Source organism: Vibrio comitans (assembly GCA_024346835.1).
Lineage (GTDB): Bacteria > Pseudomonadota > Gammaproteobacteria > Enterobacterales > Vibrionaceae > Vibrio > Vibrio comitans.
Genome location: AP024866.1, coordinates 263392 through 281768, shown reverse-complemented (window position 1 = coordinate 281768; position 18377 = coordinate 263392). Strand labels below are relative to the sequence as shown.

Annotated in this window: 5 protein-coding genes, 6 tRNA genes and 5 rRNA genes; 2 read left to right on the top strand and 14 right to left on the bottom strand. The window is 47.0% G+C overall.

Going from position 1 to position 18377, the window contains the following annotated elements:
• Positions 1-120 precede the first annotated feature (120 nt).
• Positions 121-1473 (top strand): lysine-sensitive aspartokinase 3, encoded by a 1353-nt coding sequence (lysC, locus tag OCU46_RS01365; protein ID WP_141272983.1) that lies wholly within the window; start codon positions 121-123, stop codon positions 1471-1473.
• 225 nt (positions 1474-1698) lie between these two features.
• On the opposite strand, the gene metH is transcribed toward lysC, so the two are convergent.
• Entirely contained in the window at positions 1699-5367 is a 3669-nt protein-coding gene (gene metH / locus OCU46_RS01360) for a methionine synthase (protein ID WP_141272981.1), read from the bottom strand.
• Between the two features lie 184 nt (positions 5368-5551).
• Here metH and OCU46_RS01355 point away from each other — a divergent pair, with 184 nt between their 5' ends.
• Positions 5552-6844 carry a cation:proton antiporter gene (locus tag OCU46_RS01355; RefSeq protein WP_141272979.1) on the top strand — a complete coding sequence of 431 codons (1293 nt, stop codon included), beginning with the start codon at positions 5552-5554 and terminating at the stop codon, positions 6842-6844.
• A gap of 63 nt (positions 6845-6907) precedes the next feature.
• On the opposite strand, the gene metA is transcribed toward OCU46_RS01355, so the two are convergent.
• The 13 genes from metA to OCU46_RS01290 form a co-directional block, all read right to left on the bottom strand.
• The gene (metA, locus tag OCU46_RS01350) at positions 6908-7849 is read right to left on the bottom strand and encodes a homoserine O-acetyltransferase MetA (RefSeq protein ID WP_141272977.1); all 942 of its coding nucleotides are present in this window, start codon (positions 7847-7849) and stop codon (positions 6908-6910) included.
• A 97-nt stretch (positions 7850-7946) separates the two neighbouring features.
• The gene (locus OCU46_RS01345; RefSeq protein WP_244311456.1) at positions 7947-8489 is read right to left on the bottom strand and encodes a hypothetical protein; all 543 of its coding nucleotides are present in this window, start codon (positions 8487-8489) and stop codon (positions 7947-7949) included.
• 157 nt (positions 8490-8646) lie between these two features.
• Positions 8647-8723: transfer RNA gene (locus OCU46_RS01340), tRNA-Asp, on the bottom strand.
• A gap of 61 nt (positions 8724-8784) precedes the next feature.
• A 5S ribosomal RNA gene (rrf, locus tag OCU46_RS01335) occupies positions 8785-8900 on the bottom strand.
• 90 nt (positions 8901-8990) lie between these two features.
• Positions 8991-11879, bottom strand: a 23S ribosomal RNA gene (locus tag OCU46_RS01330).
• Between the two features lie 336 nt (positions 11880-12215).
• Positions 12216-12291: transfer RNA gene (locus OCU46_RS01325), tRNA-Val, on the bottom strand.
• Between the two features lie 66 nt (positions 12292-12357).
• Positions 12358-12433: transfer RNA gene (locus OCU46_RS01320), tRNA-Lys, on the bottom strand.
• Between the two features lie 2 nt (positions 12434-12435).
• Positions 12436-12511, bottom strand: a tRNA-Glu gene (locus OCU46_RS01315).
• A gap of 94 nt (positions 12512-12605) precedes the next feature.
• Positions 12606-14158 (bottom strand): 16S ribosomal RNA (locus tag OCU46_RS01310).
• 364 nt (positions 14159-14522) lie between these two features.
• A 5S ribosomal RNA gene (rrf, locus tag OCU46_RS01305) occupies positions 14523-14638 on the bottom strand.
• A 90-nt stretch (positions 14639-14728) separates the two neighbouring features.
• Positions 14729-17617, bottom strand: a 23S ribosomal RNA gene (locus OCU46_RS01300).
• Together the 16S, 23S and 5S rRNA genes with 6 tRNA genes alongside form the textbook arrangement of a ribosomal RNA operon.
• A gap of 337 nt (positions 17618-17954) precedes the next feature.
• Positions 17955-18030: transfer RNA gene (locus tag OCU46_RS01295), tRNA-Ala, on the bottom strand.
• Positions 18031-18134: 104 nt separating this feature from the next.
• Positions 18135-18211: transfer RNA gene (locus OCU46_RS01290), tRNA-Ile, on the bottom strand.
• Positions 18212-18377: the final 166 nt, after the last annotated feature.

Below are 18377 nucleotides of genomic sequence, written 5' to 3'. Positions count from 1 at the left end.
TGCAATGCGATAAGGACAAGCTCTTCTCATTTAATGCGAGGTAACGGCTTCGCATTTTATACTCACCTCTATTAATTGAAGTGAGTATTTGCACATTTAAAGGATTAATGGAGAGACGCTGTGAGCGCAATTAACGTCGCCAAATTTGGCGGCACAAGTGTAGCAAATTTTGAGGCGATGAGCCGATGTGCGGCCATCGTAGAAAACAACCCAAACACCAAACTCGTTGTCATCAGTGCCTGCTCGGGTGTGACTAACGTTTTGGTCGAACTGGCTAATGGCGTCACCGATAAAACTAGACGCGAGCAACTTCTGCAGCAGTTAGTTGATATTCACTTTAGTATCATCAATCAGTTAAAACACCCTGAAGCCATCAATGATGCGATAAACGAGATCCTAACTAAGGTATCTCAGTGTGCCGAGAAAGCCACCAGCGAGACTAGTGAGCAATTGACTGATCAATTGGTCTCTTGTGGAGAGCTAATGTCGACACATATCCTTAGCCAGCTAATGAGCGAACGTGGGCACAAAACTGAGCGTTTCGATATTCGTACAGTGATGAAGACGACATCTGTATTTGGTAATGCTGAACCGCTACTGGACGAGATCAGCATTGCAGCTCAAGCTCATTTAACGCCATTATTTAAAGACTCTATTGTCATTACTCAAGGGTTTATCGGCTCAGATCTCAACAACAAAACCACAACCCTAGGTCGCGGTGGTAGTGACTACAGCGCAGCCTTAATTGCTGAAGCTATCTCGGCATCTGGTCTTGAGATTTGGACGGATGTACCTGGTATCTACACCACAGACCCGCGTATTGCGCCACAAGCACAACCAATCAAAGAAATCAGCTTCAGTGAAGCTTCGGAGATGGCAAACTTTGGCGCTAAGATCCTGCACCCTTCGACTTTAGTCCCAGCATTACGACACAAGATCCCAGTCTTCGTTGGGTCATCAAAGGAGCCGGAACTTGGCGGTACTTGGGTGAAGCAGGAAGTTGAAAGCGCGCCTCTATTTAGAGCGGTCACCCTTAGAGGTAATCAAACACTGATTACTCTGAAAAGCCTTAACATGTTCCAAGCCAGTGGATTTTTGGCAAAAGTATTTACTATTTTGGCTCGTCACAAGGTATCTGTAGACCTGATTACCACCTCAGAAATCAGCGTATCACTGACGTTAGACCGCACTAACACGCAAGGTGGTGCACCGCAACTTCCTGAGGCTGCTCAGCAAGAACTACAAGAGCTGTGCTCAGTAGTGGTTGAACAGAACCTCAGCTTAGTTGCGCTTATTGGTAATAATATGGGACAAGCTAAAGGCACAGCAAAGCAGATATTTGGTACTCTTGAAGATCACAATCTACGAATGATTTGCTACGGTGCAAGTAACCATAACCTGTGCTTCTTGTTACATGAATCCTCAGCAAGACAAGCGGTGCAACAGCTTCATCGACAGCTATTTGAAAGCTAATACCAATCACACTAAGTAAATGATCAGAAATAGCGTAGGAAAAATGCTCGAGGGCAAGGCAGAATTTTTCGATAAGTAGTTATTCTACAATCAAAAATTCTAACGCAGTCATCGAGTATTTTAACAAGCTAGGATGACCAGTTATTTAGTACGATTGGTATAATATTTGTTGGTAAATCTAGATAAAAAAGAAGGGGCTATTTAGCCCCTTCTTAGTTTCTGTTGTTAGCCGTTTAAATTAGGCCCTAGCCACTTTTCAGCCTCAGTCCAATCCCAACCTTTACGCTCGGCGTAGTCTTTTGCTTGGTCTTCTTGGATCTGCGCAATAGCGAAGTAACGACAGTCCGGGTGAGAGAAATACCAACCAGAGACCGACGCACCAGGCCACATTGCGTAGCTCGTGGTAAGCGACATACCGATGGTTTCTTCAACTTGCATTAAATCCCAAATCGCTTGTTTTTCCGTATGCTCAGGACACGCAGGGTAACCTGGAGCAGGGCGTATACCTTGATACTTTTCACGGATAAGATCATCGTTACCCAATTGCTCATCAGGTGCATATCCCCAGATATCTTTTCGAACTTGCTGATGAAGATACTCGGCAAAGGCTTCCGCCAAGCGATCAGCTACCGCCTGAATCATAATCGCGTTGTAATCGTCACCTTGCGCTTTGTAGTTATCAGCAATCTCACGCTCACCAATACCACCCGTCACGGCAAATCCACCAATCCAATCTCTCACACCGCTTTCTTTAGGCGCAATGTAATCGCTCAAACAATAATTGAAGCCTTTCGGCTTTTTAGTTTGTTGACGAAGATTAAACAGTTTCTTGGCCACAACTGTACGCGACTCATCGGTATACACCTCGACATCGTCACCGACGCTGTTCGCTGGGAACATCTGACACATGCCGCTTGCCTTGATAATACCGTCCGCTTCTATCATATCGAGTAAGTCGTTGGCGTCTTTATATAAACGCTTCGCTTCCTCACCTACTTCTTCGTGCTTGAGGATCGCAGGGTATTTACCCATGAGGCTCCATGTCATAAAGAATGGCGTCCAGTCAATATAGTCACGTAGTACCGATACGCTCATATCTTTGATAACCACTGGCTCAAGCTGTTTTGGTTGTGGCGGAGTATAGGACTGCCAATCAATAGCAACTTTATTCTCACGCGCTTTCTCAAGAGTCACCGGTGCTGTCTTTGGTCGTTTCCTAGCATGCTGATCACGAACGCGCTCGTAATCGAGATCCAGCTTCTCAATAAAGCCCGGCTTTTGTTCAGCAGACAACAGTGCAGAACATACACCTACCGCACGAGAGGCGTTATTTACATAAACTACTGGCTCAGAGTAATTTTGTTCGATCTTCACTGCTGTATGCGCTTTAGAGGTGGTTGCACCGCCAATCAATAGAGGAAGGTCAAAGCCTTGGCGCTCCATTTCTTTAGCGACGTGTACCATTTCATCCAAAGACGGGGTAATTAACCCTGACAAGCCAATGATATCGACGTTTTCTTCTTTGGCGACTTTAAGAATTTTCTCACAAGGCACCATTACACCCAGATCGATAATGTCGTAGTTATTACATTGCAAAACTACGCCCACGATATTCTTACCAATATCGTGCACATCACCCTTAACCGTCGCTAACAATATCTTACCGTTGGTTTGACCCGCTTGTTTTTCAGCGTCAATGTAAGGTTCTAGGTGACCTACTGCTTGCTTCATTACTCGAGCAGACTTTACTACCTGAGGTAAGAACATCTTACCTTCACCAAATAAGTCACCTACCACGTTCATACCGTCCATCAACGGCCCTTCAATGACCTCCAGAGGCTTAGATGCATTCACTCGAGCTTCTTCAGTGTCTTCGATAATAAACTCGGTAATCCCTTTCACAAGGGCATGCTCCAAGCGTTTCGCTACTGGCCAACCTCTCCACTCAAGCGCTGCGCCATCATCCTGCGCACCGACGCCGTTCTCACGGTACTCATCAGCGATATCAAGGAGGCGTTCCGTTGCGTCATCTCTGCGGTTAAGCACCACATCTTCAACAGCTTCACGTAATTTGTCTGGTACGTTATCGTAGATTTCCAATTGACCCGCATTCACGATCCCCATATCCATACCGTTTTTAAAACAGTGATACAGGAATACTGCGTGAATCGCTTCACGCACGTAATTGTTGCCACGGAATGAAAAAGAAACGTTAGATACGCCACCAGAGACCATTGCGTGTGGTAGGTCGCGCTTAATATCTGCTACAGCATTAATGAAGTCAACGGCGTAGTTGTTGTGATCATCAATACCCGTCGCCACTGCAAAGATGTTTGGATCAAAAATGATATCTTCAGCAGGGAAGCCCACCTCATCGACTAGGATATTGTAAGCATTAGTACAAATCTCAATCTTGCGCTCACGAGTATCAGCCTGCCCCTCTTCATCAAACGCCATAACAATCACAGCCGCACCATAGCGACGGATTAGCTTAGCTTGTTCAATAAACTTTTGTTTGCCTTCTTTTAATGAAATTGAGTTAACAATTCCCTTACCCTGAATACATTTAAGGCCCGCTTCAATGACTTCCCATTTAGATGAGTCTACCATCACAGGTACTTTTGATATTTCAGGCTCTGAAGCACACAGGTTAAGGAAACGAACCATACACGCCTCAGCGTCTAGCATCCCCTCATCCATATTTATATCGATGATCTGAGCGCCGTTCTCTACCTGTTGACGAGCAACGTCTAGAGCTTCTTCATACAGCTCTTCTTTAATTAAGCGTTTAAAGCGCGCTGAGCCTGTCACATTGGTTCGCTCACCCACGTTGACAAATAACGTGTCTTTTTCGATAGCTAGTGGCTCTAAACCAGATAGGCGACAAGCAGCTTTTATTTCAGGAAGTTGACGTGGTCGAGCATGCTCCACGGCTTCTGCCATTGCCTTGATATGTTCAGGCGTTGTACCACAACAGCCACCGACCAAGTTTAAGAAGCCCGACTCTGCCCACTCTTTAATATGTTCGGCCATGTCTTCTGGCGATAGGTCATACTCACCAAAAGCATTTGGTAACCCCGCATTGGGATGGACAGAGACAAAGGTTTCGCAAATGCGAGATAACTCATCGACATACGGTCGCAGTTCATCTGGTCCTAAAGCACAGTTCAGACCAAAACAGACTGGGTTTACGTGTCGTAGAGAGTTATAGAAGGCCTCTGTAGTTTGACCAGACAGGGTACGACCTGATGCATCGGTAATGGTTCCAGAGATCATTACCGGTAGCGTGTAACCTAATTCATCAAAAACGGTATCGACCGCAAACGCACATGCCTTCGCATTCAAGGTATCAAAAATGGTTTCGATTAGGATAAGGTCTGAACCACCCTTTATAAGAGCCAGCGTGGATTCTTTGTACGCCTCTACTAATTCATCGAAGCTAACATTTCGAAAGCCTGGATCATTTACATCAGGGGAAATAGAACAGGTACGGTTTGTTGGGCCTAGAACACCAGCAACATAACGAGGTCTATCTGGTGTCTTTGCTGTCCACTCATCCGCAGCTTCTCGAGCTAGCTTTGCCGCGGCAAAGTTAATCTCTTCGCTGAGATCCTCCATATCGTAATCCGCCATCGCAATGGTGGTTGAGTTGAAGGTATTGGTTTCTAGGATGTCTGCCCCAGCTTCTAGATAATCGCTGTGAATCTGCTTGATGAGCTGTGGTTGAGTAAGAACAAGAAGGTCATTGTTCCCTTTCAGGTCACAATGCCAATCGGCAAAACGACCGCCTCGATAATCAGCTTCTTCTAGTTTTTGGTTTTGAATCATGGTGCCCATACCACCATCTATCAAAAGAATGTGGTTCTTTAATTGGGCTTCTAATTGTGCTCTCATTCTGCGTCCTGCTCAGGTGTGGCATTTCCAACTTATTATCAACATCCTATCACAGAAAAATTAGATTTCTAGACGTCTAAACTATGCTTATTAGCGCTATCATAGAGTTTAAGGTGTAACTTTATTTGATCTAGTTAACATTTTGTCTCAAAGTGTTGGGGCTATTCAAACTTAGGAGAAAGGAATGGAAGCCTACCATACACTGTGCTTTCTAGCTGCTGGCGCAGCAATCATCGCTTTAATCAACAGCAAAATCGGCAAAATGCAGACCACCATTGCGATTACTGCGGGTGCTATGCTGTTGTCGTTAGCCATTATCATTGCTGGACAAGCAGGCTGGTTTAAGCTGTCTCATGTCGCTAGTGAAACTATTGCTTCAATTAACTTTGAAGATTTCTTACTTAAGGGGATCTTAGGGTTTCTATTATTTGCAGGTGGGCTTGGAATTAAGCTAGATCACCTTAAAGATCAGAAATGGGAGATTACCGCGCTAGCGTTAGGTGCGACCCTATTCTCTACCTTCTTCATCGGTTTTGTTCTATTTGGTATATGTAGCCTAATCGGCTTTAATCTAGACCTGATCTATTGCTTGTTATTTGGCGCACTGATTTCTCCTACCGATCCCATCGCAGTATTAGCTATTGTGAAGAAGCTAGATGCACCTGCTCGCATTTCTACCCAAATTGAAGGGGAGTCCCTGTTCAATGATGGCTTTGGGCTAGTGATCTTCGTAACGCTATTTACCATCGCCTTTGGCGCTGAAGCCCCAACAGTTGGCTCGGTTTCAGTATTGTTCTTCCAGGAAGCTATCGGCGGCATTGCTTACGGTTTTGTTTTAGGGTTAATTTTTCACTGGTTGATACGCACAACTGAAGACCACTCAATGGAGATGTTGCTGACCATTCTGATCCCATCAACAGGCTATGCCATTGCAGAACTTCTAGAGGTATCAGGACCACTCTCAATGGTAGTGTCCGGCATCATTATTGGTAACTGGACACGCAAAACTGGATTTTCAGAAGCAGGATTTAAGAACTTAGATCATTTCTGGGAACTGATTGACGAGTTCCTAAATGCTGTTTTGTTCCTGCTTATTGGTATGTCGATGCTACTTTTTGAATTCCACCACGAAGATTGGATCATGATGGTAATCGCAGTACCACTCGTGCTTCTATCACGTTACCTGAGTATTAGAATTAACTATATTGGATTCAATCGATTCAGGTACTACAACCCTATGTCCGTGAAAATACTCACATGGGGTGGGCTCAGAGGTGGCCTTGCGTTAGCTATGGCGCTATCTATACCCGCAGGTATCATGGTGATCCCAGAAAAGAATATCGATGTGAAAGAAATCATTATGGTAATGACCTACTCCGTAGTGATGTTCTCAATTTTAGTTCAGGGAATGACTATCACCCCTATGATAGAAAAAGCCAAGCAGTTAGAGCCCTCGCCTGAAACAGAACAAGAATAACCTCCGATAAACGGAAAAGGCATGCCAATGGCATGCCTTTTTTTGTATCAACAGAATGAAAAGCTATTCATCGGTAGTGAAGTTAGCTTCAGAAAACTTATCCAAATCGTATGGCGTTTGTTGATAAACACAGTAATTGAGCCAGTTGCTAAACAACAAGTGGCCATGGCTACGCCATGTTGCCCGAGGGGCGTTATCTGGGTTGTTATCAGGATAATAGTTAACAGGAATAGCTGGCTCCATCCCTTCAGCTAAATCGCGAACGTACTCTGTATGCAGAGTCTTTGACTCGTATTCAGGGTGACCAGTAACAAAGACGTTACGCTTATCTTTGGTAGAAGCAAGATAAACGCCTGCAGTATCTGATGTTGCCAAAATATCGAGATCGGTATGTTCTGATAAATACTCAGGTGAAAAGTCCGCATAGCGTGAATGAGGTGCAAGGAAAGTATCATCAAATCCGCGAAGGATAGGATTATGCTGATCGTGAATGAAATGCTCATACACACCAGATAACTTTTCTTTACGAGTACGCTTAGGAAGGTCGTAAAGCAGCTTTAAACCAGCTTGAGCTGCCCAACAAACGTAGAGCGTTGAAGTCACATGCTCCTTTGCCCAATTCATGATGGACTGCAGGTGCTCCCAATAGATCACATCTTCAAACTGAACGAGGCCGAGTGGCGCACCAGTAATAATCAGTCCGTCAAAATTACGATCTTTAACCCCTTCAAACTGACGATAAAAGGTATCTAAGTGCTCAGTTGGTGTATTTTTACTTGGACGATTATCAATGCGCAGCAGTTCAACATCAACTTGCAATGGGCTGTTAGAAAGCAAGCGTAGGAATTGAGTTTCAGTCTCTATTTTCTTTGGCATTAAATTGAGTAGTAGGACTCTTAGAGGACGAATCTCTTGCGATGAGGCACGAGATTCAGACATAACGAAAATCTTCTCTCCTCTTAACACATCAGTCGCAGGTAATTGATCAGGGACTCGAATCGGCACAACTTTTCTCCTTTAAGCATCTAGACGTCCATACGTATATTCTTTCAGACTACTGTATTCACCCCATGATGTCGAGACTGATATTGAAAACTCGTCTTTAATCACGAGACCATTGGTACTCGGATGCCTCGCCTAGTCGTTCGAAGTACTCTGGATGTAGTTGTTTAAATTGATCTTTTTGCAACTCAGCTATATTCCATGGCGTGAAATCTATCGTCGTTACTCTTCCATTGAGCTCGATAGTCACTTGCTCTAGTGTATGTTCCGTCGATAAGTATCTAAGCTCTGTGGAACTTGCGCACTGCAACTTAATCGTTGTTTGTTTATCATCATTGAGTGTCAATCTAGCTTCTACATCGCTATCACACGACGTAAAAACCGTCAGTTGCAACACCATACTGTTGTCCATAGTGGTATAAGCAGAGACTTCCATAGAGCGCAAAGGGTACAGCTTACGAAGTAGAAGCTGATGCGTGTCTTTGGTTCGTGTTATCTGCACGCCACTATCTAGAAATGGAAAACCTAGCCACTGCCAATCATAACCCCGATCTTTGTATATCAGCAGCCCGTACAGGCTTCCAAGAGCACTAAGTAGCGCTATAGAAATCATGCATGCAATTAGTATGAATAGCTTTTGCATTAACTTAGATCGTCGTAGTGGGCCTTAATATAAAAATATCACTGATATGGCATAAAAGCAGGTAAGAGAAATTAGGTTGGAGTTATGTTGGTACAGAAATGACATTTTCTTTAGGCAAGAAAAAAGCCCTAGTCTTTCGACTAGGGCTTCTTATTAGTGGCGGAGTGGACGGGACTCGAACCCGCGACCCCCGGCGTGACAGGCCGGTATTCTAACCAACTGAACTACCACTCCGCACCAATTTGTTATCTATCTAAAGTCTTACTCGCGTTGCTTTAGTTAGATGTAATTTAAAGCCTGGCGATGTCCTACTCTCACATGGGGAAGCCCCACACTACCATCGGCGCTATTGTGTTTCACTTCTGAGTTCGGCATGGAATCAGGTGGGTCCACAATGCTATGGTCGCCAAGCAAATTTTAAAATTCGGAAAACTGTTATTTAAAAGTCATATACACATTCAAAGTTCTTACTTCGAGTCCACAAAACCCCTTGGGTGTTGTATGGTTAAGCCTCACGGGCAATTAGTACAGGTTAGCTCAATGCCTCGCAGCACTTACACACCCTGCCTATCAACGTTCTAGTCTCGAACAACCCTTTAGGACACTTAAAGTGCCAGGGAAGACTCATCTCAGGGCTCGCTTCCCGCTTAGATGCTTTCAGCGGTTATCGATTCCGAACTTAGCTACCGGGCAATGCCATTGGCATGACAACCCGAACACCAGAGGTTCGTCCACTCCGGTCCTCTCGTACTAGGAGCAGCCCCCTTCAATCTTCCAACGCCCACGGCAGATAGGGACCGAACTGTCTCACGACGTTCTAAACCCAGCTCGCGTACCACTTTAAATGGCGAACAGCCATACCCTTGGGACCGACTTCAGCCCCAGGATGTGATGAGCCGACATCGAGGTGCCAAACACCGCCGTCGATATGAACTCTTGGGCGGTATCAGCCTGTTATCCCCGGAGTACCTTTTATCCGTTGAGCGATGGCCCTTCCATTCAGAACCACCGGATCACTATGACCTGCTTTCGCACCTGCTCGAATTGTCATTCTCGCAGTCAAGCGGGCTTATGCCATTGCACTAACCACACGATGTCCAACCGTGTTTAGCCCACCTTCGTGCTCCTCCGTTACTCTTTGGGAGGAGACCGCCCCAGTCAAACTACCCACCAGGCACTGTCCTCACCCCCGATAAGGGGGCTAAGTTAGAACATCAAACATACAAGGGTGGTATTTCAAGGATGGCTCCAACGATACTGGCGTACCGTCTTCAAAGCCTCCCACCTATCCTACACATGTAGGCTCAATGTTCAGTGCCAAGCTGTAGTAAAGGTTCACGGGGTCTTTCCGTCTAGCCGCGGGTACACTGCATCTTCACAGCGATTTCAATTTCACTGAGTCTCGGGTGGAGACAGCGTGGCCATCATTACGCCATTCGTGCAGGTCGGAACTTACCCGACAAGGAATTTCGCTACCTTAGGACCGTTATAGTTACGGCCGCCGTTTACCGGGGCTTCGATCAAGAGCTTCGACCGAAGTCTAACCCCATCAATTAACCTTCCGGCACCGGGCAGGCGTCACACCGTATACGTCATCTTACGATTTTGCACAGTGCTGTGTTTTTAATAAACAGTTGCAGCCACCTGGTATCTGCGACTCCTAGTAGCTCCATCCGCAAGGGACTTCACCGCCAAGAGCGTACCTTCTCCCGAAGTTACGGTACCATTTTGCCTAGTTCCTTCACCCGAGTTCTCTCAAGCGCCTTGGTATTCTCTACCCGACCACCTGTGTCGGTTTGGGGTACGATTTCTTATAATCTGAAGCTTAGAGGCTTTTCCTGGAAGCATGGCATCAATGACTTCACTGCACGTAGCAGCTCGACATCGTATCTCAGCGTTAAGAAAGTCCGGATTTACCTAAACCTTCCGCCTACATACTTGAACCTGGACAACCATCGCCAGGCCCACCTAGCCTTCTCCGTCCCCCCATCGCAATTATAAGAAGTACGGGAATATTAACCCGTTTCCCATCGACTACGCCTTTCGGCCTCGCCTTAGGGGTCGACTTACCCTGCCCCGATTAACGTTGGACAGGAACCCTTGGTCTTCCGGCGAGGGGGTTTTTCACCCCCTTTATCGTTACTCATGTCAGCATTCGCACTTCTGATACGTCCAGCAGCCCTTACAGACCACCTTCAACCGCTTACAGAACGCTCCCCTACCCCGCATACAAAGTATGCAGCCGCAGCTTCGGTGTATAGCTTAGCCCCGTTACATCTTCCGCGCAGGCCGACTCGACCAGTGAGCTATTACGCTTTCTTTAAATGATGGCTGCTTCTAAGCCAACATCCTGGCTGTCTGAGCCTTCCCACATCGTTTCCCACTTAGCTATACTTTGGGACCTTAGCTGGCGGTCTGGGTTGTTTCCCTCTCCACGACGGACGTTAGCACCCGCCGTGTGTCTCCCGGATAGTACTCAATGGTATTCGGAGTTTGCAAAGGGTTGGTAAGTCGGGATGACCCCCTAGCCTTAACAGTGCTCTACCCCCATTGGTATTCGTCCGAGGCGCTACCTAAATAGCTTTCGGGGAGAACCAGCTATCTCCAGGTTTGATTGGCCTTTCACCCCTAGCCACAAGTCATCCGCTAATTTTTCAACATTAGTCGGTTCGGTCCTCCAGTTGATGTTACTCAACCTTCAACCTGCCCATGGCTAGATCACCTGGTTTCGGGTCTATATCCAGAGACTGAACGCCCAGTTAAGACTCGGTTTCCCTACGGCTCCCCTAAACGGTTAACCTTGCCACTGAATATAAGTCGCTGACCCATTATACAAAAGGTACGCAGTCACGCTTCGAGGCGCTCCTACTGCTTGTACGTACACGGTTTCAGGTTCTATTTCACTCCCCTCACAGGGGTTCTTTTCGCCTTTCCCTCACGGTACTGGTTCACTATCGGTCAGTCAGTAGTATTTAGCCTTGGAGGATGGTCCCCCCATGTTCAAACAGGATATCACGTGTCCCGCCTTACTCGTTTTCACTCAAAATGCGTTGTCGGTTACGGGGCTATCACCCTATACTGCGAGACTTTCCAGACTCTTCACCTGACGCATTAAAAGCTTAAGGGCTAATCCAATTTCGCTCGCCGCTACTTTCGGAATCTCGGTTGATTTCTCTTCCTCCGGGTACTTAGATGTTTCAGTTCCCCGGGTTTGCCTCGTTATGCTATGTATTCACATAACGATACGTACTTATGCACGTGGGTTTCCCCATTCAGAAATCCCAGACTCAAATGGTTATTACTACCTAATCTGGGCTTATCGCAAGTTATTACGTCTTTCATCGCCTCTGACTGCCAAGGCATCCACCGTGTACGCTTAGTCACTTAACCATACAACCCCAAAGGGTCTTGCTTAACGCAATGCAGTTGCTACGCTGCAGTATGACGTTTCCAAGGTGCGCTATCTCTTTATTATGAGCGAGATAACATTCGATTTTGCCGGACTCAAATTTGAATGCATCCTGGCAAGGATACATTCCCAAGAACACTTGAATGTGTGTTGGTACCTAATCACTCTTTACTTAAAAAGAATCATTAGGATTTGAGAACTTTTAAATTTGATAAATAATGAAATCACATTATTTATCGTCAGCTTTCCAAATTGTTAAAGAGCGAGATTCAAACAAATGAACCATTTTTAAACACACTCGAGAGAGCGCTTAAAGATGGTGGGCGATACCGGGCTCGAACCAGTGACCCCCTCCTTGTAAGGGAGGTGCTCTCCCAACTGAGCTAATCGCCCACATTGTTTGTTGTTTGTGTTCACTTTAAAAAGTGAATTCAAACAACTTCCTTTGTGGAAAGGAAATGGTGGGTCGTGCAGGATTCGAACCTGCGACCAATTGATTAAAAGTCAACTGCTCTACCAGCTGAGCTAACGACCCAATGGTATCCCGTAGGGGAGTCGAACCCCTGTTACCGCCGTGAAAGGGCGGTGTCCTAGGCCTCTAGACGAACGGGACACTAAGTTGAAATGTCTTGGGGGACATTTCTAAATCTCTTTACTTTCTAAACCATATCAATCTGTGTGGACACTCATCGTGAGTAATCATCGTATAAGGAGGTGATCCAGCCCCAGGTTCCCCTAGGGCTACCTTGTTACGACTTCACCCCAGTCATGAACCACAAAGTGGTGAGCGTCCTCCCGAAGGTTAAACTACCCACTTCTTTTGCAGCCCACTCCCATGGTGTGACGGGCGGTGTGTACAAGGCCCGGGAACGTATTCACCGTGACATTCTGATTCACGATTACTAGCGATTCCGACTTCATGGAGTCGAGTTGCAGACTCCAATCCGGACTACGACGCACTTTTTGGGATTCGCTCACCATCGCTGGTTGGCTGCCCTCTGTATGCGCCATTGTAGCACGTGTGTAGCCCTACTCGTAAGGGCCATGATGACTTGACGTCGTCCCCACCTTCCTCCGGTTTATCACCGGCAGTCTCCCTGGAGTTCCCACCATTACGTGCTGGCAAACAAGGATAAGGGTTGCGCTCGTTGCGGGACTTAACCCAACATTTCACAACACGAGCTGACGACAGCCATGCAGCACCTGTCTCAGAGTTCCCGAAGGCACCAAGCTATCTCTAGCGAGTTCTCTGGATGTCAAGAGTAGGTAAGGTTCTTCGCGTTGCATCGAATTAAACCACATGCTCCACCGCTTGTGCGGGCCCCCGTCAATTCATTTGAGTTTTAATCTTGCGACCGTACTCCCCAGGCGGTCTACTTAACGCGTTAGCTCCGAAAGCCACGGCTCAAGGCCACAACCTCCAAGTAGACATCGTTTACGGCGTGGACTACCAGGGTATCTAATCCTGTTTGCTCCCCACGCTTTCGCATCTGAGTGTCAGTATCTGTCCAGGGGGCCGCCTTCGCCACTGGTATTCCTTCAGATCTCTACGCATTTCACCGCTACACCTGAAATTCTACCCCCCTCTACAGTACTCTAGCCTGCCAGTTTCAAATGCGGTTCCGAGGTTGAGCCCCGGGCTTTCACATCTGACTTAACAAACCACCTGCATGCGCTTTACGCCCAGTAATTCCGATTAACGCTCGCACCCTCCGTATTACCGCGGCTGCTGGCACGGAGTTAGCCGGTGCTTCTTCTGTCGCTAACGTCAAACGATGAAGCTATTAACTTCAACGCCTTCCTCACGACTGAAAGTACTTTACAACCCGAAGGCCTTCTTCATACACGCGGCATGGCTGCATCAGGCTTGCGCCCATTGTGCAATATTCCCCACTGCTGCCTCCCGTAGGAGTCTGGACCGTGTCTCAGTTCCAGTGTGGCTGATCATCCTCTCAGACCAGCTAGGGATCGTCGCCTTGGTGAGCCATTACCTCACCAACTAGCTAATCCCACCTGGGCATATCCTGAAGCGAGAGGCCCGAAGGTCCCCCTCTTTGGTCCGTAGACGTTATGCGGTATTAGCCATCGTTTCCAATGGTTATCCCCCACATCAGGGCAATTTCCCAGGCATTACTCACCCGTCCGCCGCTCGACGCCCAACAAATCACCCGAAGGGTCAATGTTGTCGTTTCCGCTCGACTTGCATGTGTTAGGCCTGCCGCCAGCGTTCAATCTGAGCCATGATCAAACTCTTCAATTAAAGTTTTTTTGGTCTTGCGACCGGCTCAATGAATACTGACTTCAAAACTGTTCCTTACTCGAAAGTAAGAAGTAATTTTAAAGCTATTATCGTTCCAACAGAACGATAATGAATTGACTGTGCCAATGATTAAAAATCATTGTATTGGTCACTCAGTTCATTGATAAATCTTTTCGATTATCATCAACGAGTGCCCACACAGATTGATAGGTTTAAATTGTTAAAGAGCTTTGCTTTCAGTGCCTTAGCACTTAAGCGAGGTGCGTATAATACGCTCTCTACTTTGAAAGTCAACATAAAACTCTAAGAAATTTCTTAAAATCTTATGGTGACTGAACTCAATTTGAGTTCAATCAAAATTAAAGCCTGGCGATGTCCTACTCTCACATGGGGAAGCCCCACACTACCATCGGCGCTATTATGTTTCACTTCTGAGTTCGGCATGGAATCAGGTGGGTCCACAATGCTATGGTCGCCAAGCAAATTTTAAAATTCGGAAAACTGTTATTTAAAAGTCATATACACATTCAAAGTTCTTACTTCGAGTCCACAAAACCCCTTGGGTGTTGTATGGTTAAGCCTCACGGGCAATTAGTACAGGTTAGCTCAATGCCTCGCAGCACTTACACACCCTGCCTATCAACGTTCTAGTCTCGAACAACCCTTTAGGACACTTAAAGTGCCAGGGAAGACTCATCTCAGGGCTCGCTTCCCGCTTAGATGCTTTCAGCGGTTATCGATTCCGAACTTAGCTACCGGGCAATGCCATTGGCATGACAACCCGAACACCAGAGGTTCGTCCACTCCGGTCCTCTCGTACTAGGAGCAGCCCCCTTCAATCTTCCAACGCCCACGGCAGATAGGGACCGAACTGTCTCACGACGTTCTAAACCCAGCTCGCGTACCACTTTAAATGGCGAACAGCCATACCCTTGGGACCGACTTCAGCCCCAGGATGTGATGAGCCGACATCGAGGTGCCAAACACCGCCGTCGATATGAACTCTTGGGCGGTATCAGCCTGTTATCCCCGGAGTACCTTTTATCCGTTGAGCGATGGCCCTTCCATTCAGAACCACCGGATCACTATGACCTGCTTTCGCACCTGCTCGAATTGTCATTCTCGCAGTCAAGCGGGCTTATGCCATTGCACTAACCACACGATGTCCAACCGTGTTTAGCCCACCTTCGTGCTCCTCCGTTACTCTTTGGGAGGAGACCGCCCCAGTCAAACTACCCACCAGGCACTGTCCTCACCCCCGATAAGGGGGCTAAGTTAGAACATCAAACATACAAGGGTGGTATTTCAAGGATGGCTCCAACGATACTGGCGTACCGTCTTCAAAGCCTCCCACCTATCCTACACATGTAGGCTCAATGTTCAGTGCCAAGCTGTAGTAAAGGTTCACGGGGTCTTTCCGTCTAGCCGCGGGTACACTGCATCTTCACAGCGATTTCAATTTCACTGAGTCTCGGGTGGAGACAGCGTGGCCATCATTACGCCATTCGTGCAGGTCGGAACTTACCCGACAAGGAATTTCGCTACCTTAGGACCGTTATAGTTACGGCCGCCGTTTACCGGGGCTTCGATCAAGAGCTTCGACCGAAGTCTAACCCCATCAATTAACCTTCCGGCACCGGGCAGGCGTCACACCGTATACGTCATCTTACGATTTTGCACAGTGCTGTGTTTTTAATAAACAGTTGCAGCCACCTGGTATCTGCGACTCCTAGTAGCTCCATCCGCAAGGGACTTCACCGCCAAGAGCGTACCTTCTCCCGAAGTTACGGTACCATTTTGCCTAGTTCCTTCACCCGAGTTCTCTCAAGCGCCTTGGTATTCTCTACCCGACCACCTGTGTCGGTTTGGGGTACGATTTCTTATAATCTGAAGCTTAGAGGCTTTTCCTGGAAGCATGGCATCAATGACTTCACTGCACGTAGCAGCTCGACATCGTATCTCAGCGTTAAGAAAGTCCGGATTTACCTAAACCTTCCGCCTACATACTTGAACCTGGACAACCATCGCCAGGCCCACCTAGCCTTCTCCGTCCCCCCATCGCAATTATAAGAAGTACGGGAATATTAACCCGTTTCCCATCGACTACGCCTTTCGGCCTCGCCTTAGGGGTCGACTTACCCTGCCCCGATTAACGTTGGACAGGAACCCTTGGTCTTCCGGCGAGGGGGTTTTTCACCCCCTTTATCGTTACTCATGTCAGCATTCGCACTTCTGATACGTCCAGCAGCCCTTACAGACCACCTTCAACCGCTTACAGAACGCTCCCCTACCCCGCATACAAAGTATGCAGCCGCAGCTTCGGTGTATAGCTTAGCCCCGTTACATCTTCCGCGCAGGCCGACTCGACCAGTGAGCTATTACGCTTTCTTTAAATGATGGCTGCTTCTAAGCCAACATCCTGGCTGTCTGAGCCTTCCCACATCGTTTCCCACTTAGCTATACTTTGGGACCTTAGCTGGCGGTCTGGGTTGTTTCCCTCTCCACGACGGACGTTAGCACCCGCCGTGTGTCTCCCGGATAGTACTCAATGGTATTCGGAGTTTGCAAAGGGTTGGTAAGTCGGGATGACCCCCTAGCCTTAACAGTGCTCTACCCCCATTGGTATTCGTCCGAGGCGCTACCTAAATAGCTTTCGGGGAGAACCAGCTATCTCCAGGTTTGATTGGCCTTTCACCCCTAGCCACAAGTCATCCGCTAATTTTTCAACATTAGTCGGTTCGGTCCTCCAGTTGATGTTACTCAACCTTCAACCTGCCCATGGCTAGATCACCTGGTTTCGGGTCTATATCCAGAGACTGAACGCCCAGTTAAGACTCGGTTTCCCTACGGCTCCCCTAAACGGTTAACCTTGCCACTGAATATAAGTCGCTGACCCATTATACAAAAGGTACGCAGTCACGCTTCGAGGCGCTCCTACTGCTTGTACGTACACGGTTTCAGGTTCTATTTCACTCCCCTCACAGGGGTTCTTTTCGCCTTTCCCTCACGGTACTGGTTCACTATCGGTCAGTCAGTAGTATTTAGCCTTGGAGGATGGTCCCCCCATGTTCAAACAGGATATCACGTGTCCCGCCTTACTCGTTTTCACTCAAAATGCGTTGTCGGTTACGGGGCTATCACCCTATACTGCGAGACTTTCCAGACTCTTCACCTGACGCATTAAAAGCTTAAGGGCTAATCCAATTTCGCTCGCCGCTACTTTCGGAATCTCGGTTGATTTCTCTTCCTCCGGGTACTTAGATGTTTCAGTTCCCCGGGTTTGCCTCGTTATGCTATATATTCACATAACGATACGTACTTATGCACGTGGGTTTCCCCATTCAGAAATCCCAGACTCAAATGGTTATTACTACCTAATCTGGGCTTATCGCAAGTTATTACGTCTTTCATCGCCTCTGACTGCCAAGGCATCCACCGTGTACGCTTAGTCACTTAACCATACAACCCCAAAGGGTCTTGCTTAACGCAATGCAGTTGCTACGCTGCAGTATGACGTTTCCAAGGTGCGCTATCTCTTTATTATGAGCGAGATAGCATTCGATTTTGCCGGACTCAAATTTGAATGCACTCTGGCAAGAGTACATTCCCAAGAACACTTGAATGTGTGTTGGTACCTAATGATAAATCATTAGGATTTGAGAACTTTTAAATTTGATAAATAATGAAATCACATTATTTATCGTCAGCTTTCCAAATTGTTAAAGAGCATGATTCTTTGCTAATAAATAGCTTTCGAAACCATTTTTAAGAGTACTTAAGCAAATACGCTTAAAGATGGTGGAGCTATGCGGGATCGAACCGCAGACCTCCTGCGTGCAAGGCAGGCGCTCTCCCAGCTGAGCTATAGCCCCATCTTGGTGATAATCTAAATGAGTTATCTTTTTGAGAGCAAGGAAACGAGTAGGCCGCATACATCAGTATGCAACGCGCTTGTTGACGCCGCTATCAGAAAGATTGGTGGGTCTGAGTGGACTTGAACCACCGACCTCCCGCTTATCAGGCGAGCGCTCTAACCAGCTGAGCTACAGACCCATTTCTGCTTTGCACTTTCTCTTATTTCCACGTCAGGACTGCGACTCTTCACTCAGTCACATACTAATGTATGCTCCTTCCTTCATCGCTGGCCTTCCTTGAACTAAGAAAAACTGCTTTGCATAAATAATCTCATTAAGAGTTATCTTTCTCTTTACTTTCTAAA

What these genes read in the sequence shown, in the direction of transcription:
- OCU46_RS01345 (WP_244311456.1), bottom strand. Translation starts at nt 8,489, where the DNA reads ATGCAAAAGCTATTCATACTAATTGCATGCATGATTTCTATAGCGCTA.
- OCU46_RS01355 (WP_141272979.1), top strand. Translation starts at nt 5,552, where the DNA reads ATGGAAGCCTACCATACACTGTGCTTTCTAGCTGCTGGCGCAGCAATC.
- metH (WP_141272981.1), bottom strand. Translation starts at nt 5,367, where the DNA reads ATGAGAGCACAATTAGAAGCCCAATTAAAGAACCACATTCTTTTGATA.